This is a genomic window from Oceanimonas smirnovii ATCC BAA-899 (assembly GCF_000381965.1).
Taxonomy (GTDB): domain Bacteria; phylum Pseudomonadota; class Gammaproteobacteria; order Enterobacterales; family Aeromonadaceae; genus Oceanimonas; species Oceanimonas smirnovii.
Window position 1 is genome coordinate 221877 of sequence record NZ_KB908457.1, and the last position, 23954, is coordinate 245830.

The 23954-nt window shown below is 56.8% G+C and carries 25 protein-coding genes; 8 read left to right on the forward strand and 17 right to left on the reverse strand.

Going from position 1 to position 23954, the window contains the following annotated elements; all coding sequences use genetic code 11:
* Nucleotides 1–39: 39 nt before the first annotated feature.
* A complete protein-coding gene (frsA, locus tag G364_RS0106730; protein WP_019934384.1) occupies nt 40–1287 on the reverse strand; it encodes an esterase FrsA in 1248 nt (415 codons plus the stop codon).
* A 48-nt stretch (nt 1288–1335) separates the two neighbouring features.
* Complete coding sequence (gene gpt / locus G364_RS0106735) at nt 1336–1806, reverse strand: xanthine phosphoribosyltransferase (RefSeq protein ID WP_019934385.1); 471 nt, start codon at nt 1804–1806, stop codon at nt 1336–1338.
* A 272-nt stretch (nt 1807–2078) separates the two neighbouring features.
* On the opposite strand from gpt, the gene G364_RS0106745 reads away from it, so the two are divergent.
* From G364_RS0106745 to G364_RS0106755, 3 genes are all read left to right on the forward strand, one after another.
* Nucleotides 2079–3713: a methyl-accepting chemotaxis protein gene (locus G364_RS0106745; RefSeq protein WP_019934386.1), complete on the forward strand. Its 1635-nt coding sequence runs from the start codon at nt 2079–2081 to the stop codon at nt 3711–3713.
* Between the two features lie 85 nt (nt 3714–3798).
* Complete coding sequence (locus G364_RS0106750) at nt 3799–5262, forward strand: aminoacyl-histidine dipeptidase (RefSeq protein WP_019934387.1); 1464 nt, start codon at nt 3799–3801, stop codon at nt 5260–5262.
* 79 nt (nt 5263–5341) lie between these two features.
* Nucleotides 5342–5686 carry a hypothetical protein gene (locus tag G364_RS0106755; RefSeq protein ID WP_019934388.1) on the forward strand — a complete coding sequence of 115 codons (345 nt, stop codon included), beginning with the start codon at nt 5342–5344 and terminating at the stop codon, nt 5684–5686.
* A 59-nt stretch (nt 5687–5745) separates the two neighbouring features.
* On the opposite strand, the gene dinB is transcribed toward G364_RS0106755, so the two are convergent.
* The 11 genes from dinB to G364_RS0106810 all read right to left on the reverse strand — a co-directional run bounded on the left by dinB (nt 5746) and on the right by G364_RS0106810 (nt 15388).
* Nucleotides 5746–6789, reverse strand: a complete 1044-nt coding sequence (gene dinB / locus G364_RS0106760; protein ID WP_019934389.1) for a DNA polymerase IV — start codon at nt 6787–6789, stop codon at nt 5746–5748.
* Nucleotides 6790–6970: 181 nt separating this feature from the next.
* Entirely contained in the window at nt 6971–7195 is a 225-nt protein-coding gene (gene nqrM, locus G364_RS0106765; RefSeq protein ID WP_019934390.1) for a (Na+)-NQR maturation NqrM, read from the reverse strand.
* Between the two features lies 1 nt (nt 7196).
* Nucleotides 7197–8231: an FAD:protein FMN transferase ApbE gene (locus G364_RS0106770; protein ID WP_019934391.1), complete on the reverse strand. Its 1035-nt coding sequence runs from the start codon at nt 8229–8231 to the stop codon at nt 7197–7199.
* Between the two features lie 6 nt (nt 8232–8237).
* Nucleotides 8238–9461, reverse strand: coding sequence for an NADH:ubiquinone reductase (Na(+)-transporting) subunit F (nqrF, locus tag G364_RS0106775; protein WP_019934392.1), 1224 nt, complete (start codon nt 9459–9461; stop codon nt 8238–8240).
* A gap of 26 nt (nt 9462–9487) precedes the next feature.
* Entirely contained in the window at nt 9488–10084 is a 597-nt protein-coding gene (nqrE, locus tag G364_RS0106780; RefSeq protein ID WP_019934393.1) for an NADH:ubiquinone reductase (Na(+)-transporting) subunit E, read from the reverse strand.
* 3 nt (nt 10085–10087) lie between these two features.
* Nucleotides 10088–10720 carry an NADH:ubiquinone reductase (Na(+)-transporting) subunit D gene (locus G364_RS0106785; RefSeq protein ID WP_014291675.1) on the reverse strand — a complete coding sequence of 211 codons (633 nt, stop codon included), beginning with the start codon at nt 10718–10720 and terminating at the stop codon, nt 10088–10090.
* The gene (locus G364_RS0106790; RefSeq protein WP_019934394.1) at nt 10713–11483 is read right to left on the reverse strand and encodes a Na(+)-translocating NADH-quinone reductase subunit C; all 771 of its coding nucleotides are present in this window, start codon (nt 11481–11483) and stop codon (nt 10713–10715) included. Before G364_RS0106790 ends, G364_RS0106785 begins: the two co-directional genes overlap by 8 nt.
* On the reverse strand, nt 11476–12714 hold the full coding sequence (locus G364_RS17185) for an NADH:ubiquinone reductase (Na(+)-transporting) subunit B (RefSeq protein ID WP_019934395.1): 1239 nt from the start codon (nt 12712–12714) through the stop codon (nt 11476–11478). The genes G364_RS0106790 and G364_RS17185 overlap by 8 nt, the downstream gene beginning before the upstream one ends.
* A gap of 3 nt (nt 12715–12717) precedes the next feature.
* A complete protein-coding gene (locus tag G364_RS17190) occupies nt 12718–14061 on the reverse strand; it encodes a Na(+)-translocating NADH-quinone reductase subunit A (RefSeq protein ID WP_040614528.1) in 1344 nt (447 codons plus the stop codon).
* A 365-nt stretch (nt 14062–14426) separates the two neighbouring features.
* A complete protein-coding gene (locus G364_RS0106805; RefSeq protein ID WP_019934397.1) occupies nt 14427–14744 on the reverse strand; it encodes a BolA family protein in 318 nt (105 codons plus the stop codon).
* Nucleotides 14745–14797: 53 nt separating this feature from the next.
* Complete coding sequence (locus tag G364_RS0106810; protein WP_019934398.1) at nt 14798–15388, reverse strand: alpha-ketoglutarate-dependent dioxygenase AlkB family protein; 591 nt, start codon at nt 15386–15388, stop codon at nt 14798–14800.
* Nucleotides 15389–15450: 62 nt separating this feature from the next.
* Here G364_RS0106810 and G364_RS0106815 point away from each other — a divergent pair, with 62 nt between their 5' ends.
* From G364_RS0106815 to G364_RS0106830, 4 genes are read left to right on the forward strand one after another with little or no spacing between them, the layout of a single operon-like run.
* Complete coding sequence (locus tag G364_RS0106815) at nt 15451–16587, forward strand: methyltransferase (RefSeq protein ID WP_019934399.1); 1137 nt, start codon at nt 15451–15453, stop codon at nt 16585–16587.
* Nucleotides 16588–16598: 11 nt separating this feature from the next.
* Nucleotides 16599–17180: a YajG family lipoprotein gene (locus tag G364_RS0106820; RefSeq protein ID WP_019934400.1), complete on the forward strand. Its 582-nt coding sequence runs from the start codon at nt 16599–16601 to the stop codon at nt 17178–17180.
* Nucleotides 17181–17735: a peptidylprolyl isomerase gene (locus tag G364_RS0106825; protein WP_019934401.1), complete on the forward strand. Its 555-nt coding sequence runs from the start codon at nt 17181–17183 to the stop codon at nt 17733–17735. It begins immediately after the preceding gene.
* A gap of 2 nt (nt 17736–17737) precedes the next feature.
* Entirely contained in the window at nt 17738–19108 is a 1371-nt protein-coding gene (locus G364_RS0106830; protein ID WP_425411220.1) for an AmpG family muropeptide MFS transporter, read from the forward strand.
* A 36-nt stretch (nt 19109–19144) separates the two neighbouring features.
* Here G364_RS0106830 and G364_RS0106835 read toward each other — a convergent pair whose 3' ends face one another.
* A complete protein-coding gene (locus G364_RS0106835) occupies nt 19145–19627 on the reverse strand; it encodes a YajQ family cyclic di-GMP-binding protein (RefSeq protein ID WP_019934403.1) in 483 nt (160 codons plus the stop codon).
* A 103-nt stretch (nt 19628–19730) separates the two neighbouring features.
* Between G364_RS0106835 and G364_RS0106840 the strand changes: the two genes are divergently transcribed.
* Entirely contained in the window at nt 19731–20630 is a 900-nt protein-coding gene (locus G364_RS0106840; RefSeq protein ID WP_019934404.1) for a ketopantoate reductase family protein, read from the forward strand.
* A gap of 31 nt (nt 20631–20661) precedes the next feature.
* Here G364_RS0106840 and thiI read toward each other — a convergent pair whose 3' ends face one another.
* From thiI to pomA, 3 genes are all read right to left on the reverse strand, one after another.
* On the reverse strand, nt 20662–22110 hold the full coding sequence (gene thiI, locus G364_RS0106845; protein WP_026344748.1) for a tRNA uracil 4-sulfurtransferase ThiI: 1449 nt from the start codon (nt 22108–22110) through the stop codon (nt 20662–20664).
* Between the two features lie 83 nt (nt 22111–22193).
* The gene (locus G364_RS0106850; RefSeq protein ID WP_051089266.1) at nt 22194–23042 is read right to left on the reverse strand and encodes a flagellar motor protein MotB; all 849 of its coding nucleotides are present in this window, start codon (nt 23040–23042) and stop codon (nt 22194–22196) included.
* A gap of 44 nt (nt 23043–23086) precedes the next feature.
* Complete coding sequence (gene pomA / locus G364_RS0106855; RefSeq protein WP_026344749.1) at nt 23087–23842, reverse strand: flagellar motor protein PomA; 756 nt, start codon at nt 23840–23842, stop codon at nt 23087–23089.
* Nucleotides 23843–23954: the final 112 nt, after the last annotated feature.

The window sequence follows — 23954 nt, forward strand, 5'->3', positions numbered from 1 at the left end:
TGATGAGCAAAAAAGTCGCAACCATACCTTGCCCCGAATTTAAAGGTGGTCTAGCAACCAGTCACGGGCACGGGTCAAGGCAGTTTCATATACATCCAGCAAGGGCAGTTTATCCAGCACCTGCGCCTGGCCACTGCGGCTGATCCCCGCCAGCGCCTGAATTTCCTGCTCCGGGCATAAAAAGTCATGACGATGGCCAATACTGAGCAGGGGGACGGAGGTTTTTCGTGCCATCAGTCCCTGGGTTTTTAAAGACAGTCCCCGGCAATGATGAAACACGCTGTTCCAGTCGTTACTGATCATGCCCAGCCGGTTGGCCACACTGTCTCTCAGCATGGCCGGTGCCCGCATAAAGCGCTCCTGTTCGCTGAAAAACAAATTGGCGGCACCGGCAATGCTGACGGCAGCCCGCAGCCGGAATGGCTCCAGACTGGCCAGCCGGGCCGCCACATTGCCGCCCATGCGCACCCCCAGCATGGCGACCCGGCGTTCATCAACCCAGGGAATATTCGGCACATAATGCAGCACCGCCTGATGCAGCCGGCTGCTGTCCTGTACCAGAGGCCAGTGAGAAGAGTAACCGATACCGGGCATGTCAACGGTCAGCATGGCAATACCCGCCGGAGCCAGAAAACGATGATAAAAATGCCAGAAGTCGAGCTGCAGGCTGTCCAGGCTACCGCTTACTATCACTAAAGGCAGTGGTCTGTCGGCGGCGGGCAGATGCAGATAACCCTGCACTTCCTTGCCGTTAAAGGGAATACGCAGTTCTTTTAACGGCACCGGCAGCAACCGCCCGGCTTCCCGGTAAGCCTGATTGGCCAGTAACTGAGCCTGCAACGCAAGCCGGTCACCTTTCAGATGAGGATAACTGGCCAGCGAAAAGTAACGGGCCGCGGCCAGAAAGTGCTGCTGAGCCTGATGCTGACCACTGGCCTGACGCGCCTGTTGTTGTGCCGCCGCTCCCAGCTGACTCCACTCAAATACCCAGTGGCCGGGCCCATATTCCACCAGCGTATCCAGCCAGGCATCCACACTGCGCCTGCCGGTAGCCATGGCCATGCGCGCCAGTGTGGCTTCTATTTCGATACTGTCTATACCCTGCCAGTGCCAGAGAGCCCGCTTTTGCAGCCGGTAAAAGGCGGGCAGATCGGCACCATCTACAAATGGAGCCGGCTCTTGTGGTACCGCCGTGCGCCGGCCGGCATAGCTGATGGTGGATGTTTCAGGAACATGGTGTACAGCTGAAAACAATTGCTCGGTCAGGTTGCTTTGCAGGTCTGTCATCGGCACTCCGGCGTCTGAAAATAAAAAAGGCTCCGAAGAGCCTTTTTATCATGCCTGGTCCTGATCGCACAGAGGCGTTACAAAGGTCACGCTCATGTCCCAGGGTTGTTCAATCCAGGTATCCTGGCCAACACGCACTTCAAAGTCATCTACCAGCGGCTCGCCTTTGGGCTTGGCAAACACGGTAATGAACTTGGCCTTGGGATACAGCTCGCGGATCACCTTGGCGGTATTACCGGTATCAACCAGATCATCCACAATCAGGAAACCTTCGCCGTCGCCGTTTACCTGCTTGAGTACCTGCAGATCATCACGCTGCTGATTATGGTCGTAGCTGGAAATGCACAGGGTGTCTACGTGACGAATACCCAGCTCACGGGCCAGAATGGCGGCAGGCACCAGACCACCGCGGCTGACGGCAATAATGCCTTTCCACTGGCTGGCCGGCAGCTGGCGGGCGGCCAGCTTGCGCGCTTCGCGCTGAAAAGAGTCCCAGGTGACGACGAATTTGTTGGACATATAAAAGAACCTTTGGGTGTTGGCTTTAAAACAGAATGGCCACCCGGCAGCCTGCATTGACGGACTGGCGGGCAAACAATGGGCGCATTATAAAGATCGCGCTCATTCTTGACCAGCTAAACAGCTTTTTCGGCGAAGATCCTTCCCCACCATGTTAGACCAAAGTCTAAGACGACTTTATCTCATTTCCCTGAATACATACTTACTTTGTGGGAATTAGTACCTAGAATGAGTTCGGCACGGAATCTGACCACAATAAAAAGGAATTTAATGTGAACTGGCTTCGCTCTCTGACCATCGCAAAACGGCTCTACCTGAATCTGTTATTACTGTCTGCAGGCATTCTTGGTGTCACTCTGCTGATGTTATGGTTTTTTTATCAGAGCCTGGTAGAAGAAAAGCGCACTCAGGCCATGCATCAGGTACAGCAGGCCAGCAGTGTTATTCAACATTATTACGCTCAGCAATTAAGCGGCCAGCTTTCAGAAGCCCAGGCCCGCTCGCTGGCCAAGGTCGCGGTAGCCGGCCTGCGCTATGGCAACGATGACTATTTCTGGATCAATGATCATCACCCCCGCATGATACTGCATCCCATGAAGCCGGAGCTGAACGGTGAAGACCTGAGCGGCTTTCAGGATCCCAATGGCAAGCGGCTTTTTGTTGAAATGGTGCGGGAAATAGAAACCGGTGGCCGCGGCTTTGTACACTATCTCTGGCCCAAGCCCGGCCTGAGTGAACCGGTAGAAAAAGTCTCTTACGTCCAGCTGTTCGACCCCTGGGGCTGGATTATCGGCACCGGTATTTATATTGATGATGTAGAAACTCAGCTGTTTGAGCTGGCAGGCAAGGTCATGCTGCTGATGCTGGGCCTGGGTGCCGTGGCGGTGCTGGTAGCCGTGGTACTGATCCGCAGCATTCTTAATCCGGTGAGTCAGACAGTCAGTGCCCTGAGGGATATTTCTCACGGTGAGGGTGACTTGCGCCAGCGCCTGGATGAAAGCGGCAGGGATGAAATTACCCAGCTCAGCCAGAGCTTTAACCAGTTCTGTGCCCGCCTGGGCGACACCATTCGCCGGCTCTCGCCCATCAGCCAGGAAGTTACGCAGGCATCCGGCCGGCTGTCGGAAATCGTACGTCATAACCGCAGTGTGTCGGAGCAGCAGTCCGCTGAAACCGAGCAAGTGGCCACCGCCATGCAGGAAATGCTGGCCACCAGCAGTGAGGTTGCCCGCTCTGCCGGCCAGGCTGCCAACGCCAGCCGGGAGTCCTCCGTTGCTGCCCAGCAGGGCTCGCAACAGGTAGCAGAGACCTGCGAGCATTCCTCCGCGCTGGTCAATGAACTCAGTCAGGCTCAGCAACGGCTGGGAGCGCTGGCAGAACGTACCAAGGAAATTGGTACCGTGCTGGAGGTGATCCGTACCATTGCCGAGCAAACCAACCTGCTGGCACTGAATGCCGCCATTGAAGCAGCCCGGGCCGGTGAGCAGGGCCGCGGCTTTGCGGTGGTGGCCGACGAGGTGCGGGAGCTGGCCACCCGCACCCAAAGTTCCACCAATGAGATTGAGCAAATTATTCATGGTCTTCAGCAGGAGTCGGATGATACTGTCACCCGCATGCAGACGCTGATGCAGCGCGCCGAGGAAACTCAGGGCAGCGCGGTACAGGCAGGTGAGGCTCTGGCGACCATTACCGAGCGTATGACGCTGATTAACGACATGAACAACCAGATTGCCACCGCCGCCGAGCAGCAGCGCCAGACCACGGAAGAAATGAGCCGCAACCTCAGCCGTCTGAGCGAACTGGCAGAAGAAGTGCGCAGCAAAACCCATGAAACCGACAGTGCCGGCACCGCCTTGCTCGGTCTGGGACAGCGGCTGTCAGCAGAAGTTGACGGTTTTAAAGCCTGAGCCTCTCAGATTTTGAGGCCGGTAATGGATAACGGCCGCAGAGGCAGGGTAAGCTGAATGCACTGTTTTATTTGCCGGTAACCGCATGACTTCCATACGTACTTTAGCCCCGGCCAGTGTCTGGGGCTTTTTTGACACCATCTGCAGCATTCCTCACCCTTCCGGCCATGAAGCCGAACTGCGTCGCTGGATCACTCTATGGGCCAACGATCTTGGCCTGGTGGTACAACAGGATGAGATCGGTAACCTGCTTATTAAAAAGCCCGCCAGTCCCGGCATGGAAAACCGCAAGGGAGTGGTGCTGCAGGCCCACCTTGATATGGTGCCTCAGGCCAATGCCGGCACGCAGCATGACTTTACCAGGGATCCCATTCGTCCGCGCATTGACGGTGACTGGGTCTGTGCCACCGGCACCACCCTGGGTGCCGACAATGGCATCGGTATGGCCGCCTGTCTGGCCGTGCTGGCCGACAACACACTCACACACGGTCCGCTGGAAGTGCTGCTGACCGTCGATGAAGAAAGCGGCATGACAGGCGCTTTTAATCTTCAGCCTGGCTGGCTTGAAGGCGAGATACTGCTCAATACCGACTCGGAGCAGGACGGTGACGTTTATATGGGCTGTGCCGGTGGTGTGGATGCCAACATTACCCTGCCCTATCAGGCCGAGCCGGTACCACCAGGCCTGGTGGCGCTGCAGCTGAACATCAAGGGCCTGCGTGGTGGTCATTCCGGCATCAATATTCATGAAGGCCGGGCCAGTGCCAACAAGCTGCTGGCAGAGCTGCTGCATGCCTTCAGCCGGTTTGAGCAAGTGCGGCTGAGCACGCTTGCCGGCGGTACCCTGCGCAATGCCATCGCCCGGGAAGCCAGTGCTGTGCTGGTATTGCCCGAGCAGGACCAGCCCGAACTGCACGCGCTGCTGGCGCAATATCAGCAGCAATACTGCAGTGAGTTTCAGGGTGTTGACGATTTTATTCAGCTAGAACTGCTTCCTTGCGCACTGCCCGGGCGAATAATGAACCGGCCCCTCCAGCAACAGCTGGTGCGGGCTCTGCTGGCCTGCCCTCACGGTGCCCTGGCCATGAGCCGTACCATGCCTGACGTTACACAGACGTCCAGTAACCTGGGAGTCATTGAAACCCGCGATGATCATATTCATGTGCAATGCCTGATCCGCTCGCTGGATAATGCCGGACGAGACAGGGTGGCCGCCATGACCACCGCTGTATTTGAGCTGGCCGGTGCCACCGTGATGCTGGACGGTGCCTATCCGGGCTGGCAGCCCAACCCGGACTCCCCCATCATGAAGCTGGTGCTGGATACGCACAAAGACGTATTTGGCGAGCTGCCGGCGGTTAAGGTTATTCATGCCGGCCTGGAATGCGGTTTGCTGGGCCATGTGTACCCGCACTGGGACATGGTGTCGTTCGGGCCGACCATTCAGGGTGCTCACTCTCCCGATGAGCGGGTCAGCATCAGTGCTGTGGAGCGCTTCTGGCAATTACTGGTGCGCGTACTGGAGCAAACACCCGAGCGCGTCAGTTAACGACAAAGACAAGGCCGAAGACATATTCAGCACAGGGATTTTCGCTTATGATTTGGGCAGTTTATTATGGAGGTGCCCGATGAAAGCAAAATCCCTGTTACTGCTTGGTGTGCTGGTGACCACACCGGCACTGGCCGACAACCTTCTCAGCCGGGCTGTTGATTTTGGCCGTGAACTGCTGGATGAAACCCGCAAGCTGGCCCCGGGTGTGCAGAATGACTACAGCAATGACGGCTACCAGCAAAACCAGGCCCATCCCGATGACGGCCGTGATGCGCCGGCACTGGAGCCGGGCACAGCCACGACAAGCTCAGCGCAGGCACAGAGCAGCGGTCCCGCCGCCGTGGTGGGCAGCGTACAAGCCGCACCGGCGGCACCACAATCTAATCAGGGCTGGTTTGTGGAAGAAGATCACCTTAAATAACCCGGGAATGGGGAGTCGGGAATAGGGAATCCCTGCTCCCTAATCCCTATTCACTGGTTTCAATCCCACTCAAACCCGAGCTGGACGCCGCTGTCTTCCCCAGCCAGCTCCGCGCTTATGCCCACCAGCCGCACGCCGCGGCCTTCTGCCCGCTCCCAGATATGTTCACACAGCTTAAGGGCTGACTCCAGCTCGGGCACTGTGGTGCGCCGTGATAGTGTGGTCTGCTCAAAATCGTCAAACTTGAGCTTGATACACAGACCACTGATGGGCCGTTCAGCCAGCCGGCGCAGCAGTTCCGGCCAGAGCTGCTGTAATATTTCCCTGCCCTGCTCAGCAGCATAAATATCCGCAGCCAGTGTGGTTTCCACGCCCACCGATTTGCGTATTCTGTCGGTCTGCACCGGCCGTTCGTCAACGCCCTGAGCCCGCTGCCACAGCGCATAACCAAACTTGCCGAAATGGCGCACCAGAGTGTCTTCACCGGCAGCCACGGCCTGAGCGCAGGTTTCCAGCCCCATGGCAGCGAGTTTTTCTGCGGTTTTCTGGCCTACACCGGGAATCTTGCTCAGTGCCAGGCCACGCACATACTCAGGCACTTTCCCCGGTGACAGCACAAAGAGACCATCGGGTTTGTTTTCATCAGAAGCAATTTTGGCCAGAAACTTGTTGGGAGCCACGCCTGCCGAAGCAGTCAGCTGCAGCTCGTCACGAATGGCACGGCGTATATCCTCGGCAATTAAGGTGGCGCTGCCGTTAAACAGCGGGCTGCCGGTCACATCCAGATAGGCTTCATCAAGGGAAAGGGGCTCCACCAGTTCGGTGTAGCGATGAAAGATGGCCCGGATTTGCTGAGATACCCGCTTGTATTCCGCCATATTACCGCGAATAAGCAACAGATGAGGGCACAACCGCAGCGCCTGATGACTGGGCATGGCCGAGCGCACACCAAACTGACGCGCCGGGTAGTTGCAGGTGGCAATCACTCCCCGCCGGCTGGCACTGCCGCCAATGGCCAGGGGAATATTCCGCCACTCAGGGTGAGCCCGCATCTCCACCGCCGCGAAGAAACAGTCCATGTCCACATGAATGATTTTACGCATAAAACAAAGCTGTAAGCTTTAAGCTATCAGCTGTAAGCAGCCCGAGTGCGTTGTAGATAATGAGTCCAGCCAAGCAACACAACAAATAAAACCGTAAGCCAGAACCACAGACTGCTTCGAGCAGCTGATGGCTTCAAGCTTACGGCTTATAACTGCCTTTTAACGGCTTACAGCTGCTCTTTCAGATAATGCGGTTTTCTTCCAGCATTTGGCGGCGGGCTTCTTCCTTGGCCATTTTCTTTTTGCGGTTGTCGCACGGATCCGGGCAGTCACAGGCTTTTTCAACGCCAATGCCACCCAGGCCGCCGCAGGAGCCGGAAATGGTCTTGCGCTGAATAATATAGCCAATGGCCATGGCCGCCACCACCAGCGCAAAGACGCCAAAAGTAATCAGAAAATACAGCATATCAACCTCTTAGATACTTCTTGAAGGCGCTGGACATATCCACTTTAAAGCCATCGTCCGTTTTGGTCAGCAGATAGACCGCCAGCCCCCGCTGCTCGGCAAATGCCAGTGCTCGCTCGGTTCCCATCACCGTCAGCGCCGTGGCCAGACCGTCTGCCATCATACAGGACGGATGAATGACTGTCACCGACGCCAGCCGGTGAGTAATGGGCTTGCCGGTAGCCGGATCAATGGTATGAGAAACCCGCTCACCATCCAGCTCGTAGTAATTACGATAATCACCGGAAGTCGCCACACTGGTACCGGCAATGGCTACCACCTGCTGTACCATGCCCTCACCTGCACCGGGTTTTTCCACCGCTATACGCCAGTCCTGACCATGAGCATTCAGGCCCCGGGTTCTCACCTCACCACCAATTTCCACCAGATGATTGGTCAGCCCCTGCTCGGAGAGGTATTCCGACACCGCATCCACACCAAAGCCCTTGGCAATGGACGACAAATCCACATAAAGCTCAGGCAATGACTTTTGCAGATAATCGCCGTCAGCAGTGGCGATCACGCTCAGATGTTCCAGGCCGGTTTGTGCTTTAACATCATTCAGTTGCCCGTCATCGGGGATATGACTTGGCCTGGCATCAGGCCCAAAGCCCCACAGGTTCACCAGAGGCCCTACCGTCACATCCAGGGCACCGTCCGTTATACGCCCCAGCTGCAGCGCTGCCGTGACTACCTTTGCAGTATCAACAGACACCGCAAAGGGAATATCAGCCTGGTGCTGATTAAACCGGCTCAGCTCTGAGTGTTCACGGTACGTGGACATTTGATCGTTGACCAGCTCCAGCCGGCGATCGATCTCTGCCTGCAGCTGCTCTGCCCGGTCTTCCCCGGCACCCACAACCTTGATGGAATAGTAGGTACCCATGGTATTGCCGGTCAGATGCAGTTGTGGTGCAGCATCGTTTGCAGGCTGGCAGGCCGCCAATAAAAAGGCCAGCCCCAGTGGGGCCAGCCAGTTAATTACGCGAATCATCATTTGTGATTAACCACCAAAGTCATCCAGCATGATGTTCTCGTCTTCCACACCCAGGTTCTTGAGCATGTTAATCACGGCGGCGTTCATCACGGGCGGACCACACATGTAGTATTCACAATCTTCCGGCGCTTCATGATCACGCAGGTAGTTTTCATACAAGACATTGTGGATGAAGCCGGTGTAGCCGTCCCAGTTATCATCGGGCAGCGGATCACTGAGGGCAACATGCCACTGGAAGTTCTCACACTGCTCCTGCAGACCGTCGAAATCTTCCACATAGAACATTTCACGCTTGGAACGGGCACCGTACCAGAAGCTGATCTTGCGCTTGGAGTTCAGGCGCTTGAGCTGGTCAAAGATGTGCGAACGCATCGGCGCCATACCGGCACCACCACCAATGAACACCATCTCGGCATCAGTATCTTTGGCGAAGAACTCACCGAAGGGACCGGAAATGGTGGCCTTGTCGCCGGGCTTCAGCGACCAGATGTAGGAAGACATCTTGCCGGGAGGCGCGGTCCAGTTGCTGGGCGGCGGCGTGGCAATCCGCACGTTCAGCATAATGATGCCTTCTTCTTCCGGATAGTTGGCCATGGAGTAGGCACGAATGGTTTCTTCGTCTACCTTGGACTCCAGATCAAAGATCTTGAACTTGTCCCAGTCTTCGCGGAATTTCTCCGGTACATCAAAGTCTTTGTACTTGACGTGGTGAGGCGGCGCTTCAATCTGAATATAACCACCGGCGCGGAAAGGTACGCTTTCGCCGTTGGGAATCTTCAGCTTGAGTTCCTTGATAAAGGTCGCCTTGTTATCGTTGGAGATAACTTCACAGTCCCACTTCTTGATGCCGAACACTTCTTCCGGCAGCTCGATCTTCATGTCCTGCTTAACGTTTACCTGACAGGACAGACGCTCGCCTTCACGGGCTTCGCGCTTGGAAATATGATCCAGCTCGGTCGGCAGAATTTCACCGCCACCGTCCAGAACCCGCACCCGGCACTGGCCACAGGAGCCACCGCCGCCACAGGCAGAAGAGACGAAGATACCGTTGGCCGCCAGAGCACCCAGCAGCTTGACACCGGCACCGGATGTGATCGCCTTGTCGGGATCGTCATTGATGCTGATAGTCACATCCCCTTCCGCAACCAGCTTGGACTTGGCAAACAAAATGATGCTTACCAAAGCCAGCACGATCACGGTGAACATGACCACACCTAAAATGATTTCCATCGTTTATTCCTTTTCCGTCACTGGGTTTACAGGGAAATGCCAGAGAAAGACATGAAGCCAAGGGCCATCAGACCGGCGGAAATAAAGGTGATACCCAGACCACGCAGGCCATCGGGCACATCCGCATACTTCATCTTCTCACGCAAACCGGCCAGCAGTACGATAGCCAGCATCCAGCCCACACCGGAACCAAAACCGTAGACGATAGACTCGCTAAAGTTGTAGTCCCGCTGCACCATGAACGACACACCACCAAAGATGGCGCAGTTTACGGTGATCAGCGGCAGAAAGATGCCCAGGGCGTTGTAAAGTGCCGGAAAGAACTTATCCAGGGTCATTTCCAGGATCTGCACCAGCGCCGCAATTACCCCGATAAAGGTAATGAAGTTCAGGAAGCTCAGATCCACCCCTTCAGTCAGGGCACCGTCTTTCAGAATGAAGTTGTAGATGAGGTTGTTAACCGGCACTGAAATAGTCAGTACCACAATAACCGCCACACCCAGACCAAAAGAGGTCTTTACCTTCTTGGACACCGCCAGAAAGGTACACATCCCCAGGAAGAAAGCCAGGGCCAGGTTCTCGATGAACACGGAACGAACAAACAGACTCAGATAATGTTCCATCTTTTACTCCTTGGCCTCCACCTGCTCGGGGCGGAAGGTACGCAGTACCCAGATAAAGCCACCAATAATAAAGAAGGCGCTCGGCGGCAGCAGCAGCAGACCATTGGCCTGATACCAGCCACCGTTTTTGATCAGCGGCAGAATTTCAATGCCGAACCAGGTACCGGAGCCAAACAGTTCACGAATGGTCGCTACTACCAGCAGGATAAGACCATAGCCCAGACCGTTACCGATACCGTCCAGGAACGACATCATGGGCGGGCTCTTCATGGCATAGGCTTCGGCGCGGCCCATTACGATACAGTTGGTGATGATCAGACCTACGAATACCGACAGCTGCTTGGAGATGTCATAGGCGTAGGCTTTCAGGATCTGGTCTACCACAATTACCAGAGAAGCGATGATCGCCATCTGGGCAATGATCCGTACCGAGTTGGGGATCTGGTTGCGAATAAGCGAGATAAACAGGTTGGAGAACGCTGTTACCGCAATTACCGCCAGCGACATTACAAATGCCGTCTGCATCTGCGAGGTCACCGCCAGGGCAGAACAGATACCCAGCACCTGAAGGGCGATGGGGTTGTTGCCGATGATGGGACCGAACAGAACCTTTTTCATTTCAGCTTTATCAGCCATTGTTCAGTTCTCCTTCACGAACCTTGGCCAGGAAAGGACCATAGCCCTGTTCACCAAACCAGAATTCAAAGGTTTTTTGCACACCGTCAGAGGTCAGGGTGGCACCGGACAGGCCATCCACGCTGGAAGGGGCACCCTGAGGAGCACCGCCCTTCACCACTCTCAGTGCCGGCTTGCCGTTTTCATCAAACAGCTTTTTGCCAACAAACTGAGCGCGCCAGTTCGGGTTTTCTACCTCACCGCCGAGTCCGGGAGTTTCACCCTGCTCGTAGTAGGTGATGCCCTTGATGGTGTTGCCATCGGGAGCCACAGCCACAAACGCATACATGGTGGACCACAGGCCCTGGCCATGGATCGGCAGAATGATGCTGTCCAGCTCACCGTTTTCATCTTTAGCCAGATAAACCGGTGCCAGGTTGGCACGACGACGAATGCCGGCCGGATCTTCGTCGGGGCTCAGCTGAATGCTGGTTTCCGGATCCTTGGCGGCATTGCGCTGGTTAAAGCCGGCAGCAGACTTGTCAGTCAGCTTGTCTGTGGTGAGATCGAGCAGACGGGCATCAATGAAGCGGTCATAGGTTTCCGCAACATTGTCACGGCCCAGACCCGCCACACTGACGATATTGGTCTGCACGTCCAGCGCCTGATTACGCTGCTGAGTCGGCTTCAGCGAGACAGCAGCGCCGGATACGATGATGGAGCAGACCAGGCACAGGCCGCCGACAACGGCAAAAGTTCTGCCGATAGTTTCTTTCTTAGCCACGGGCCAGCCTCCGTTTGATATTTGCCTGAACCACGAAGTGATCGAACAGGGGAGCGAACAGGTTGGCGAACAGAATGGCCAGCATCATGCCTTCAGGGAAGGCCGGGTTGACCACACGGATCAGCACCACCATCAGGCCAATCAGGGCGCCGTACCACCATTTACCCTTGTTGGTAAAGGAGGCAGAAACCGGATCGGTGGCCATAAACATCATACCGAAAGCAAAACCACCCAGTACCAGGTGCCAGTACCATGGCATGGAGAACATGGCGTTGGTATCGGAGCCGATAAAGTTGAACAGGGTGGCAGTTACGACCATACCCACCATCACACCGGCCACAATGCGCCAGGAAGCAATGCCCATATAGATGATGAACAGACCACCAATCAGAATGGCAAGGGTAGATACTTCACCGATAGAGCCCTGAATGTTACCGATAAAGGCATCCATCCAGCTGATGACAGCACCGGTGTTGGCGTCCATCAGCGCAGCCTGGCCGCCGGCAGCCCACTGTCCCAGCGCAGTCGCGCCGGAGAAGCCGTCTACGGCAGTCCAGACGGTGTCACCGGAGATCTCGGCCGGATAGGCAAAGAACAGGAAAGCACGGCCTGCCAGTGCCGGGTTAAGGAAGTTCTTGCCGGTACCGCCAAAGATTTCCTTGGCCATGACCACACCAAAGGTGATGCCCAGCGCCGCCTGCCACAGCGGCAGGGTTGCGGGTACGATCAGTGCGAACAGTACGGAAGTTACGAAGAAGCCTTCGTTTACTTCATGCTTGCGCACAGAGGCAAACAGCACTTCCCAGAAACCACCGACAATAAATACCGTCAGGTAGATGGGCAGGAAGTAGGTGGCACCCAGCAGCATTTTACTGCCCCAGCCGGCACCTTCGCCCAGGGTCGCCCCCAGACCACTGGCCAGACTGTAACGCCAGTTGCCATCAATCACACCAGCCAGATCGGCCGGGCTGTACATGCTGGTAAGGGCCGCAATCGCCTGGCCGCCAACGTTGTACATACCAAAGAACATGGCCGGGAAAGTCGCCATCCACACCATGATCATGATGCGCTTCAGATCGATGCTGTCACGAACATGGGAAGATTTACGGGTAACCATACCCGGGGTATAGAGCACGGTAGCAACCGCTTCATACAGAGCGTAAAACTTCTCGTATTTACCGCCCTGCTCAAAGTGGTGCTCCATGTTTTCCAGAGTCTGCTTTAAGCTCATTTCTTAGCCCTCCAGCTCAATCTTGGTCAGGCACTCACGCAACACCTGGCCATAATCGTATTTGCCCGGGCAAACATAGGTGCACAGCGCCAGATCTTCTTCATCCAGCTCCAGGCAGCCCAGGCTTTGGGCGCTGTCGGTGTCACCGGACAGCAAATCACGCAGCAACAGGGTCGGCAGAACATCCAGCGGCATCACGCGCTCATAGTTACCAATTGGTACCATGGCACGGGCAGAGCCGTTGGTGGTCGTGGTCAGGTCAAACAGCTTGCCCTTGGCCAGATGGCCCAGGTAAGCACGGGTAACCGAGAACTTGTTGGAACCCGGAGCCAGCCAGCCGAACAATTCCTTCTCGCGGCCTTCCTTCAGTGCGGAGACCTGCAAATGGTAGCGACCCAGATAAGCATGCGGACCATTAGCGTTGGTGCCGGCCAGTACCGAGCCGGAAATCACGCGGTTTTCACCCTCCTGCAGCTCGCCGGCAGTCAGCTCATCCAGAGATGCGCCGATACGGGTGCGCAGCAGGCGGGGCTTGTTCACCACGGGGCCGCCCAGAGCAACCACACGGTCGGTGCAGATTTCACCGCTGGTGAACAGCTTGCCAAAGGCAATCACGTCCTGATAGTTGATGTACCAGACCACCTTGCCGGGTACCACAGGATCAATGAAATGAATGTGGGTACCGGCCAGACCAGCAGGGTGCACACCGCTGAAAACGTGTTCTTTTACGTTCGCGGAGTTGGCCTGTGGCAGGCTGCCTTCACCTTTACATACATGCACCTGACCGTCGGTCAGGCGGCTCAGCACCTGCAGACCATCGGTAAACGCCTGGGCGTTTTCCTTGATCACCAGCTCGGCATTGGCACTGAGCGGGTTGGTGTCCATGGCGGTCACAAAGATGGAGCGCGGAGCAGAGTCCAGCGCCGGCACCTTGCTGAAGGGGCGGGTACGAAGCGCAGTCCACATGCCGGATTCAACCAGCTGCTCCTGCACAGTTTCACGTTCCAGTTTGGCCAGTTCGGCAGAGCTATAGCTTTTAAAAGTAATCTGCTCTTCGCTGTCGTCTACGGCAATAACAACAGACTGCAAAACACGCTTGGCACCCCGGTTGATTTCAACCACGGTACCTGCGGCGGGAGCTGTGAATTTAACGCCAGGATTCTTTTTATCTTCAAACAGAATCTGACCTTTCTTGACGCGATCCTCTACCTTGACGTGCATGGTAGGGCGCATACCCACATACTCCTCGCCCAGCGTAGCAACGCGCTTGATGGAGGGACCATCGTAGATTACTTGCTCTGGTGCCCCGGCAATTGGGAGGTCCAGTCCTTTTTTAATTGTAATCATACTCACTTGCACTACTTGTTAGGGGAAGACAGGTACTTGCCATGAAAAACATGACAACATGCTGATGAGTCGCTACCGGCATGTTGGCATCGCCCTGACAACAGCACGACTACACTCCGGTAACATCCAGCCCGATTTAAAAGGCGCGTAATTCTAGCACTTTTAAAGCGGCGGCTGCCACGGCAATTGCTAAAATTTACCGCCGCAGTCAGTAAAACCAGCTTGTTTCATTTTTCACCAAGCAAAAATAAGGCCATGATTTTCAAGGCAGAATCATGCTTTGGTCGCACAAGGCGGAAAAATGGAAGTGATTTCCAGTCACATCGGGCTGGTAACAAATCTGCTAACCACAAATAACAGATGTCTTAAACCGACACTCCCGCCTTGCCCATGCAGTTGGGGCTGTCGGGCACACCGCCACGGGCACGCCATTCGGCAGGCGTCAGGGTATGCAGTGCCAGCGCATGCACACCACCGGCCAGCTCCTCGGCCAGCAGGGTGTTCAGGGTACGATGACGGGCCAGCAGCCGCTGACCTTCAAAGGCATCGCTCACCACCACCAGCTTGAAGTGGGTTTCCGAGCCGGGCTCCACTCTGTGCATGTAGCTTTCATTTATCACGTCCAGATGCTCAGGTGACAGCGCAGCCATCACTTTTTGTTCAATGGTGTTCTGAATCGACATGTTAATCTCCGGTGATATTCACAACAAAGGACAGGTCCGACGCTCGGGCACTTTCACCCGGTGCCGGCAAACCGCCGAAATGTGAGGTTGATACGCAAATTTGGCTCCCGGGCCATTTTGGGCAGGGCATGCTGCCAATGATGCTGCATTTGCCCCGCCATCACCAGCAGACTGCCGTGCTCCAGCCATAATTCACGCTGCTCCCCCTGATGATGACGCAGCAAAAAACGCCTGCCTGCTCCCAGACTGACCGACGCTATCATGGGGTCCCGGCCCAGCTCGGGCTCATTGTCGGCATGCCAGCCCATGCTGTCCTGGCCGTTGCGGTAACAATTAAGCAGCACACCATCAAAGGGCTGACCGCAAATTCGCTCAAGACGGCCGGCTATTTCCTTTACCAAAGGATGCCAGGGCTCAGGCGCACGCTGCCGGCCGGAATAACGATAGGGCCAGTCGCCCATCCAGCAGGACAGCCGCGGCTCACTCAGCTCGCGACCAAACATCATTAACCGGTGCTGCTGCCAGGGAATGCTTTGCTCAAGCTCAGCCTGCCAGGCACCGGCGTCGGCGGCAAAGGCGTCCGGCCACCATAAAAGACGGCCCTGCTTGAGCGTGAGCCACTCTGGCTCTGACCATAGCTGCATGCTGATTTTCCTCTTTAAACTGCTAAAATGCCGCTCTTTGCAAATAATCAGGCATCAACCCCATGAATCATCACTTTCCTCTTGCCGAGGGCGGCGAGCTGACGCTGCACCGCTACCCCCGCCAGGCCCGCCACGGTCTGCAGGCCTGGGAAGCGGCGGACGAATATATCATGAACGAACTGGCCACCCTGGAGTGGGACCGGACTGCTCCCCTGGTGATTCTTAACGATGGCTTTGGTGCCCTGACGCTGGGCCTGCACCAGTACCGGCCCTTTACCGTTACCGACTCCCGGGTAGCCGGGCTGGCGCTGGCTGCCAACGCCGCCGACAACGGGCTTGAGCCTGAGTGGCACTCGCTCACCAGCCTGGACGAGTTGCCCGCCGCGCCCGGCCTGGTGATCCTCAAGCTGCCCAAGACCAATGCCATGCTTGAACACCAGCTCGCCGCCATCAGCCGGGTAGCGGGGCCAAACACGCGAATAGTGGCCGGCGCCAAGGCCAAGGACGTGCATACATCTACTCTAAAGCTGTTTGAGCAGTTGCTTGGCCCCACCCGCACCAGCCTGGCCTGGAAAAAGGCGAGGCTGATTTTTACCGAGCGGAATATGGCCATTGCCCCCTCTCCCGCGCCGGCCCCGCTGGCCTGGCCGCTGGAGGGCAGCGCCTTCACCATTTATAACCATGCCGCTGTGTTCTCCCGCGCCAGCCTGGATATTGGTGCCCGCTTTATGCTGGAGCAGCTGCCCGCCAACCGGCCGGGCAGAATCATCGACCTGGGCTGCGGCAACGGTGTGCTCGGGCTGATGGCCCTGGCCCGCAATCCGCAAGCCACCGTCACCTTTGTGGATGAATCCCATATGGCAGTGGCCAGTGCCCGGCTTAATGTGGAGCACAACCTGCCCGATGCCCTGCCCCGGGCGCGCTTTATGGTCAATAACTGTCTTGACGGCGTAGCCCCCGACAGTGCCGATCTGGTGCTGTGCAATCCGCCCTTTCATCAGCAGCAGGCCATTACCGATCATATTGCCTGGCAAATGATGACCGATGCCCGCCGGGTACTGCGCCGGGGCGGCGAGCTGTTACTGGTGGGTAACCGCCACCTCGACTATCACCAGAAACTTAAACGACTGTTCGGTAATCAGCGAGTAGTGGCATCCAACCGCAAATTCGTTATTCTGAGAGCCATTCATACCGCCTGAAGGACCTGTTCATGAATCGTATCAAATGGTTAACTATTCCCCTGCTGGCCCTGGGCCTGTCTGCCTGTGCCAGCTATTACCCTATAGCGGTAGATGTAAATCCCGCTACCGCCAACGTGAGCGGCGGTGTTTATCGTGGCCAGACCCTGGCGCTGTCCAGCAGTGACAACCGCAGCAGTGACTTCATCATTCAGATTGAACAAAAAGACAAATCACCGGTGGTGGTGGGTGCGGCCAATAATCTGCGGCTGCAGCTGGAGCAGGCGCTGGCGCAAGGGTTCAGCACGCAGGGAGCCTTTGTTGAGCAGGGTGCCAACACCCGCGCTACCCTGGAGCTGCAGGAAGTACTGGCCCGGGTGATCCGCGGTCATATCAGCTATGACGTGGTGCAGAAGGTAAGAGTACAGCTGGTGCTGGAGCGCAACGGCCAGCGCATTACCAAGCAATATCGCCGCAGCGCCCAGCAGGAATTTCCCGGCCGTCTGCATCCGGAGCTGGACAAGGTCACCGATGCCCTTAACCGTCAGCTGAGCCTGATGGTGCAGGACATACTGGCCGATCGTGACGTACAAAGCTTTATTAACGGTAACTAAATGAAAAACATATTAATCCTGCTGGCGGGCCTGCTGTCCGCCACCGCCCTGGCCGGCCCCCGCGTGGAGCTGGTCACCAGTCTGGGCACCCTGGAAGTGGAGCTGAACGAACAGGCCGCCCCCAAGACAGTGGCCAACTTTTTGAGCTATGTGGACGACGGCAGCTATGCCGGCTCCATTTTTCACCGGCTGATCCCGGGGTTTGTGGTTCAGGGTGGCGGCTTTACTGCCGATTATGAGCGTTTGCCCACCCGTGATCCGGTGCAGAATGAGTCGGGTAATGGCCTGTCGAACAGTACCGGCACCATCGCCATGGCCCGCACTCAGGATCCGCACAGCGCCACCCGCCAGTTTTATATCAACCTCGCTGATAACACCTCGCTGGACGGCGGCCGCCGTGCCGGTTACACCGTCTTTGGCAAAGTGGTAAAGGGTGAGGAAGTATTGCAGCGCATGGCTGCCGTCCCCACCGGCATGAACCTGCAGCTGCGCTCCCGGGAAGTACCGGAAGAGCCCATTATTCTTGAGCAGGTTCGTCGCCTGCCCGGAGAATAACCATCAAAACCCGGGCACTGAAATGGCAGCAAAGTCTGTCGCTCTACACTGAGCGGCGCGTACTGATTATGCTGGCCTTGGGGTTTTCCTCCGGCCTGCCGCTGCTGCTGGTGTTTGGCACCCTGTCGTTCTGGCTGCGCGAGGCCGGCATCAGCCGCACCAGCATTGGCTTTTTCAGCTGGGTGGCGCTGGCCTACGGGGTAAAATGGCTGTGGTCACCGCTGGTAGACAGGCTGCCGCTGCCACTGTTATCCCGCATGATGGGCCGGCGGCGTAGCTGGATGCTGTTTTCCCAGCTGATTATTATGGCGGCGCTGGCGGGCATGGCGTTTTCTGATCCCACCGTCAGCCTGGTGCAACTGGCACTGTTTGCGCTTGCCGTCGCGTTTGCTTCAGCCACGCAAGACATAGTGATAGACGCCTATCGCATAGAGTCAGCTCCGGAGCGGCTGCAGGGGGCGCTGGCTGCCGCCTACATGACCGGCTACCGGCTGGCGATGATCATGGCCGGGGCCGGTGCGCTGGCCATTGCCGCCTGGGCCGGCTCCGACATCAGCTACAGCATGTACGGCTGGCAGGTGGCCTATCTGACCATGGCCGGCTGCATGCTGGTGGGTGTACTGACCTGCCTGCTGCTGCACGAGCCGAAGGTAGACCTGGGTGAGCAGCAACGGTCTCAGCAGGAGCACAAGGCGCAGCTGATAAACCGGGGCTGGCCGGCCTGGCTGGCCGGCTTTCTCGCGTTTGGCAAAAGCGCCGTGGTCAACCCCTTTGCCGACTTTTTTCAGCGCTATGGCTGGCATGCTCTGTTGATCCTGAGTCTGATTGCCAGCTATCGGGTGGCAGATGTCGTCATGGGCGTGATGGCCAATCCCTTTTATGTGGATATGGGCTTTACCAAAACCGAAATTGCCACCGTGACCAAGGTGTATGGCGTGATCATGACGCTGCTGGGCGCCGCCCTGGGTGGTGTGCTGGTGGTGCGCTTTGGCACACTGCGCATTCTGATGCTGGGTGCCGTGCTGACTGCCGGCACCAATGTGCTCTTTGCCCTGATGAGCCAGCTGGGCCCGGATGTGCGCCTGCTGACGGTGATTATCTCGCTGGATAACTTAAGCGCCGGCATTGCTACCGCCGCCTTTGTGACTTATCTCTCCAGCCTGACCAATGTGGCCTTCTCTGCCACTCAATATGCGCTGTTCAGCTCAGTGATGCTGCTGCTGCCCAAATTTATGGCCGGCTTCTCGGGAGTGGTGGTGGACGCCATGGGCTATGCGGTCTTCTTTACCGGCACCGCCGCCCTTGGCCTGCCGGTGCTGGTACTGATTGCGGTGGTCGCCCGGCGGGTCGGCAAGCTGGAAGCCGAAAGCTAGAAGCCATGCCGGGTACGAAACCCGGCCTTGGCTGCCTTAATCCCGAAAGTTATTAAACTGCAGCGGCTGCTCCTGCTCTTCGGCGCGCAGCATGGCCATCACCTGCTGCAGATCGTCCCGCTTCTTGCCGGTAACCCGCAGCTGCTCGCCCTGAATGGACGCCTGCACCTTGATTTTGCTGTCTTTAATCTTCTTTACCAGCTTTTTTGCCAGTGCACTGTCAATGCCCTGCAGAAAGCTCATTTCCTGCACATGGCGTTTTCCGGTGCGATTAATGCTGCCGGCGTCCAGCACCCGTACATCAATGCCTCGCTTGATTAAGGCACCGCGTAATATGTCACGCATCTGCTGCAGCTGCATGTCGGCTTCTGCTTCCAGCTTTACCTTGTTGTCGTTCAGCTCAAAGCTGGCTTCCACACCACGAAAATCATAGCGGGTGGTCAGCTCGCGGCTGGCGTTTTCAACAGCGTTGCGTACTTCATTCATTTCCACTTCGGAAACAATATCAAAAGAAGGCATGAAAGCTCCTTGAGTAAGCGCCGAAACCGCTGGCAAGCCAAGCGGTTCACGGCTAACGTATGGGATCAATAACGCAGAATAATATCAAAAAACCGGAGAGAGAATGATGCGTGAGTGGACCATATTGGGAGCTGGCGCGCTGGGCTGCACCTTTGCTGCTTTGCTGACCGAACAAAAAAGGCCGGTATCGCTGATGCTGAGCGACCGTCGCCGCCGACATTTTCACCCGGCATTTGAGTTTATTGCCCTGAATGAGCGCCGCCGGCTGGTAAGCCCTCACTACCGTTTTGCCGAGCAGGCAGCCGATATTGAGTGTTTGCTGGTGATGACCAAAGCCTATCAGGTACTGCCCGCGCTGGGCAGTTTGCGGGGGCTGTCTCGTGAGGTGCCGGTAATATTGCTGCACAACGGCATGGGCATTGCCGAAGACGTAGCCAAACTGCTGCCTCACAACCCGCTGCTGGCCGGCGTAACCAGCCATGGTGCTCTGCGGGAAGGTAACTCACAGGTGCGCCACACCGGTAAGGGCGAAACCTGGCTGGGGCCGGTTAATGAGAAAGGCAAGGCCTTCTCACCCCTGACAAAACCGCTGGCCTCAGCCCTGGGCCATGCCGGGTGGAGTGAAGACATACTCTCACTGCAGCGGCGCAAGCTCGCCATTAATGCCGTGATTAATCCGCTCACGGCCTGCCACAATATTTATAACGGTCAGCTCAGTGAACCCCGCTTTGCCGATGTGGTGGAGCAGCTGAGCCAGGAAGTGCACACTGTGCTGAGCGCGCTGGGTGAAACCGAAACCCTGGAGCAATATCGCCGCCGGCTGAACAGTGTAATTGAACTGACCGCCACCAACTATTCTTCCATGCACCAGGATCTGGCCCACGGCCGGCCCACGGAAATTGACTACATCACAGGGTATCTGCTCAAGCACGCCGGTGAACTGCCGGTGCCGGTGTGCCAGCAGTTGTATCAGGAAGTGAAAAAGCACGAGGGGCAGGCGTAGGCTGGGACGAGTCCCAACGTGTCAACTAAATTCAGGGCTTATACACTTTTACGTTTTCAAAGCCCTGCTCTTTCAGATGAATGGCCTGCAGCCGGCTCATCACGCCGCGGGCACAGTAAAGCAGGTAGGTTTTGTTCTGGTCCAGCTCGCCAAACTGGTTGGCCAGGCGGAAAAACGGCAGACGTATCACTCTGTGGCCGGCCACTTCCAGCGGAGACTGCTCTTCTTCTTCCGGCGCACGAATATCGAGGATCACCTCCTGCTCCGTTACCTGTTCGCTGATTTCCACTTCCGGCACCTCCCATACTCTGTCCAGATCGCGCACGTCTTCCACAAAAGAGGACTGCACGGCGGTGTCGAGTACACCAAAGTCAAAATTGGCTTCTTCTTCTTCCACCTTGCTCAGCACCGCTTTAATGGTGGGCTTTTGCGAAATAACACCGCAATATTCCGGCATTTTTTCCGCATAAGGCGCAGTACCGATGGCCCGAGCCTGATCGATAATGTCCTGCTTGTCGGTGGCGATCAAGGGCCGCAGTATCAGGGTGTCGGTCACTCTGTCGATCACATTGAGATTGGTCACCGTCTGGCTGGATACCTGGCCCATGGACTCACCGGTAACCAGCGCATTAACCGCCAGGCGCCGGGCCACTTCGGCACCGGCGCGCATCATCATGCGCTTGAGCACCACCCCCATATGGCCCTTGTCGATTTTTTCCAGGATCTCGGCCACCACCCCTTCAAAGGGCACCGAAATAAACTTCACCCGGTGAGACGAGCCGTATTTCTTCCACAAAAAGTGCACCACCTCGCGCACGCCGGCTTCATGCTCGCGCCCGCCCAGGTTGAAGAAGCAGTAATGCACCCGGCTGCCGCGCTTGATGAACTGAAACGACGACACGCCCGAGTCGTAGCCACCGGACATCAGGCTGAGCACACTTTCCTGAGTGGCAATGGGATAACCGCCCATGCCGGCGTGCTGCTTGCTCACCAGATACAGCCGCTCGTCATCCAGTTCCAGATTAATCTGCACATCGGGCTGCTTGAGTTTAACACCGGCGGTGTTGCAACGCTGGTTCAGGCCGCCGCCCACATAGCGCTCCACATCCAGCGAGCTGAACGCCTGCTTGCCCCGGCGCTTGGCACGCACACAAAAGGTTTTGCCGGCAAGCTGGTCACCAAACATGGCCTGGGCGTGTTCCAGAATGTCATCCAGGGAGCTGACCTTGAACTCCACCACCTCCAGAAACGACTGAATGCCGGGAATGCAGCCGAGCGCCTCTGTCAGCTGCTGGCGGCTGGCCTCGTCATTGTTATTGCTGCGTACCACCATCTTGTCCCAGTCCACCCGCACTTTAACGGTTTCATCCAGTGGCCTGAGGGTATTGCGAATGTTGCCCGAGAGGATCTTGCTCATGCGCTGGCGCACCGACTTGCTCTTGATGGTCATTTCAGGATGAAGCTTGATAATAAATTTCATAATTTCGGTACGCTCGAACAACACATAAAAAAATAAGCCCGGCATTATACACGTGCCGGGCTTATGGTTAAAAGAAAAGCAGTTCAGGGGGTGTTGGGCGCAACCGCCTCTACCGGCTCTGTGTAGACCGGCTTGCCCTGAGAAATGGTAATTTCCACCCGCCGGTTAAGGCGGCGGTTTTCAGGTGTATCGTTGGGTGCCAGGGGCTTGGTGTCGGCCAGGCCCATGACCACCATGCGGCTGTCGTCAAAGCCTTCGGTGCGCCTGAGCTGATCCGCTACCGCCAGTGCCCGCTGAGTAGACAATTCCCAGTTGGAACTGAACAGCTCATAGCCGCTGCCAATGTCGTCGGAATGGCCCGACACCAGAATTTCACCGGGCACATCTTTTACCAGCGCCCCTACCTGGCGAATAACCGGCCAGAACTTGGGCTGCAAAAATGCCGAGCCGGCGGGAAAAGACGCATTTTCCCGAATGCGGATCACCACCTGCTGGCCCAGCGCTTCAATCTCAATGGCGTCCTGTTCAATGGCGCTGCTCAGCTGCTCGGCCATGGCCTGAGCCAGACTGATGGCTTCGGCACTGGTCTGCTCCGGCTGCTGGCTGCCGCTCATGTTGCCATCTTCCCTGCTCTGGCCCGAGGCCCGGTCCGACTCGCCGGGCTGAAAGTCCAGCTCGGCCAGGGTAGAGTCGGTGGTATGCTGCATGATGGTATTAATGGGCGTAGGCTCGGGCCGGCCGGGGCGAAACTCCAGCGCAATCACGGAGGTACCCTTGGGAATTTCCGATACCTCAATCTGATTCTGCACCCCAAAGGCAAACTTCATGCTGCCGGCAATTTGCTTGAACTTGAGCACATCCATTTCGGCAAAGGCCAGCAGCAGCACAAAAAAGCTCATCAGAATGGTGGCCAGGTCTGCAAAGGTGGCCATCCAGGCGGGAGCACCTGCCGGTGCCGGCTTGTTCTTTTTGGCCACTATTCCTCCTTGGTGCGCTTATTCTCTGCCAGATAGTTTTCCAGCAGCGCCTGCAGCACCCGGGGGTTCTGGCCGTCCTGAATGCCCAGCACGGCGTCCATGATCAACGTGCGGTTAAGACGCTCTTCTTCCGAACGCAAATCCAGCTTGTCGGCAATGGGCAGGGCTATCATATTGGCCAGCATGGCACCGTAAAGGGTCGTGAGCAGAGCAATGGCCATGGCCGGGCCAATGGCCTTGGGATCGTCCATGTTGGCCAGCATGGCCACCAGACCAATCAGGGTGCCAATCATGCCCATGGCGGGAGCTACATCCCCCAGCGAGCGGAAGATTTTGGCCCCCTGCTCCTGGCGCTCGGCATTCAGATCAATGTCTTTTTCCAGCGCGGCTTTCACTACCGCCTGATCGTGGCCGTCCACCAGCATGTTCACCGCCTTTTGCAGAAACGGATTGGTAATTTCTGCTTCTTCCAGCGCCAGAAAGCCGCCCTTACGGGCCGAGTCGGCCAGCTGTACCACCCGCTCAATCAGCTCTTCGGGCTTTTCCAGCTTGAACATAAACGCCTTGCCCGCCACCTTGGCCGCTCCCAGAAACTGGCCCAGGTTGAACTTCATCATCACCACGAACAGTGAACCCACAAACACAATAAAAATGGACGGCACATCCACATACATGGTGATGCTGCCACCCAAAACCATTGCCATGCCAACAAAGGCCAGTCCGCCAATCAGTCCTAGGAGTGTTGCCAAATCCAAAATGGGAGTCCTCTTTCTGTCAATGCGGGCAAAAAACGGCTCAATCTTACCCCTTTGCCCCGGCAGTTGTCGCCGTTGTTGTTATCGGCACAGCGCAAAAATGTTTAACAGC

What these genes read in the sequence shown, in the direction of transcription:
- frsA (WP_019934384.1), bottom strand. Translation starts at nt 1,287, where the DNA reads ATGACAGACCTGCAAAGCAACCTGACCGAGCAATTGTTTTCAGCTGTA.
- gpt (WP_019934385.1), bottom strand. Translation starts at nt 1,806, where the DNA reads ATGTCCAACAAATTCGTCGTCACCTGGGACTCTTTTCAGCGCGAAGCG.
- G364_RS0106750 (WP_019934387.1), top strand. Translation starts at nt 3,799, where the DNA reads ATGACTTCCATACGTACTTTAGCCCCGGCCAGTGTCTGGGGCTTTTTT.
- G364_RS0106755 (WP_019934388.1), top strand. Translation starts at nt 5,342, where the DNA reads ATGAAAGCAAAATCCCTGTTACTGCTTGGTGTGCTGGTGACCACACCG.
- dinB (WP_019934389.1), bottom strand. Translation starts at nt 6,789, where the DNA reads ATGCGTAAAATCATTCATGTGGACATGGACTGTTTCTTCGCGGCGGTG.
- nqrM (WP_019934390.1), bottom strand. Translation starts at nt 7,195, where the DNA reads ATGCTGTATTTTCTGATTACTTTTGGCGTCTTTGCGCTGGTGGTGGCG.
- G364_RS0106770 (WP_019934391.1), bottom strand. Translation starts at nt 8,231, where the DNA reads ATGATGATTCGCGTAATTAACTGGCTGGCCCCACTGGGGCTGGCCTTT.
- nqrF (WP_019934392.1), bottom strand. Translation starts at nt 9,461, where the DNA reads ATGGAAATCATTTTAGGTGTGGTCATGTTCACCGTGATCGTGCTGGCT.
- nqrE (WP_019934393.1), bottom strand. Translation starts at nt 10,084, where the DNA reads ATGGAACATTATCTGAGTCTGTTTGTTCGTTCCGTGTTCATCGAGAAC.
- G364_RS0106785 (WP_014291675.1), bottom strand. Translation starts at nt 10,720, where the DNA reads ATGGCTGATAAAGCTGAAATGAAAAAGGTTCTGTTCGGTCCCATCATC.
- G364_RS17185 (WP_019934395.1), bottom strand. Translation starts at nt 12,714, where the DNA reads ATGAGCTTAAAGCAGACTCTGGAAAACATGGAGCACCACTTTGAGCAG.
- G364_RS17190 (WP_040614528.1), bottom strand. Translation starts at nt 14,061, where the DNA reads ATGATTACAATTAAAAAAGGACTGGACCTCCCAATTGCCGGGGCACCA.
- G364_RS0106805 (WP_019934397.1), bottom strand. Translation starts at nt 14,744, where the DNA reads ATGTCGATTCAGAACACCATTGAACAAAAAGTGATGGCTGCGCTGTCA.
- G364_RS0106810 (WP_019934398.1), bottom strand. Translation starts at nt 15,388, where the DNA reads ATGCAGCTATGGTCAGAGCCAGAGTGGCTCACGCTCAAGCAGGGCCGT.
- G364_RS0106815 (WP_019934399.1), top strand. Translation starts at nt 15,451, where the DNA reads ATGAATCATCACTTTCCTCTTGCCGAGGGCGGCGAGCTGACGCTGCAC.
- G364_RS0106820 (WP_019934400.1), top strand. Translation starts at nt 16,599, where the DNA reads ATGAATCGTATCAAATGGTTAACTATTCCCCTGCTGGCCCTGGGCCTG.
- G364_RS0106825 (WP_019934401.1), top strand. Translation starts at nt 17,181, where the DNA reads ATGAAAAACATATTAATCCTGCTGGCGGGCCTGCTGTCCGCCACCGCC.
- G364_RS0106835 (WP_019934403.1), bottom strand. Translation starts at nt 19,627, where the DNA reads ATGCCTTCTTTTGATATTGTTTCCGAAGTGGAAATGAATGAAGTACGC.
- G364_RS0106840 (WP_019934404.1), top strand. Translation starts at nt 19,731, where the DNA reads ATGATGCGTGAGTGGACCATATTGGGAGCTGGCGCGCTGGGCTGCACC.
- thiI (WP_026344748.1), bottom strand. Translation starts at nt 22,110, where the DNA reads ATGAAATTTATTATCAAGCTTCATCCTGAAATGACCATCAAGAGCAAG.
- G364_RS0106850 (WP_051089266.1), bottom strand. Translation starts at nt 23,042, where the DNA reads ATGGCCACCTTTGCAGACCTGGCCACCATTCTGATGAGCTTTTTTGTG.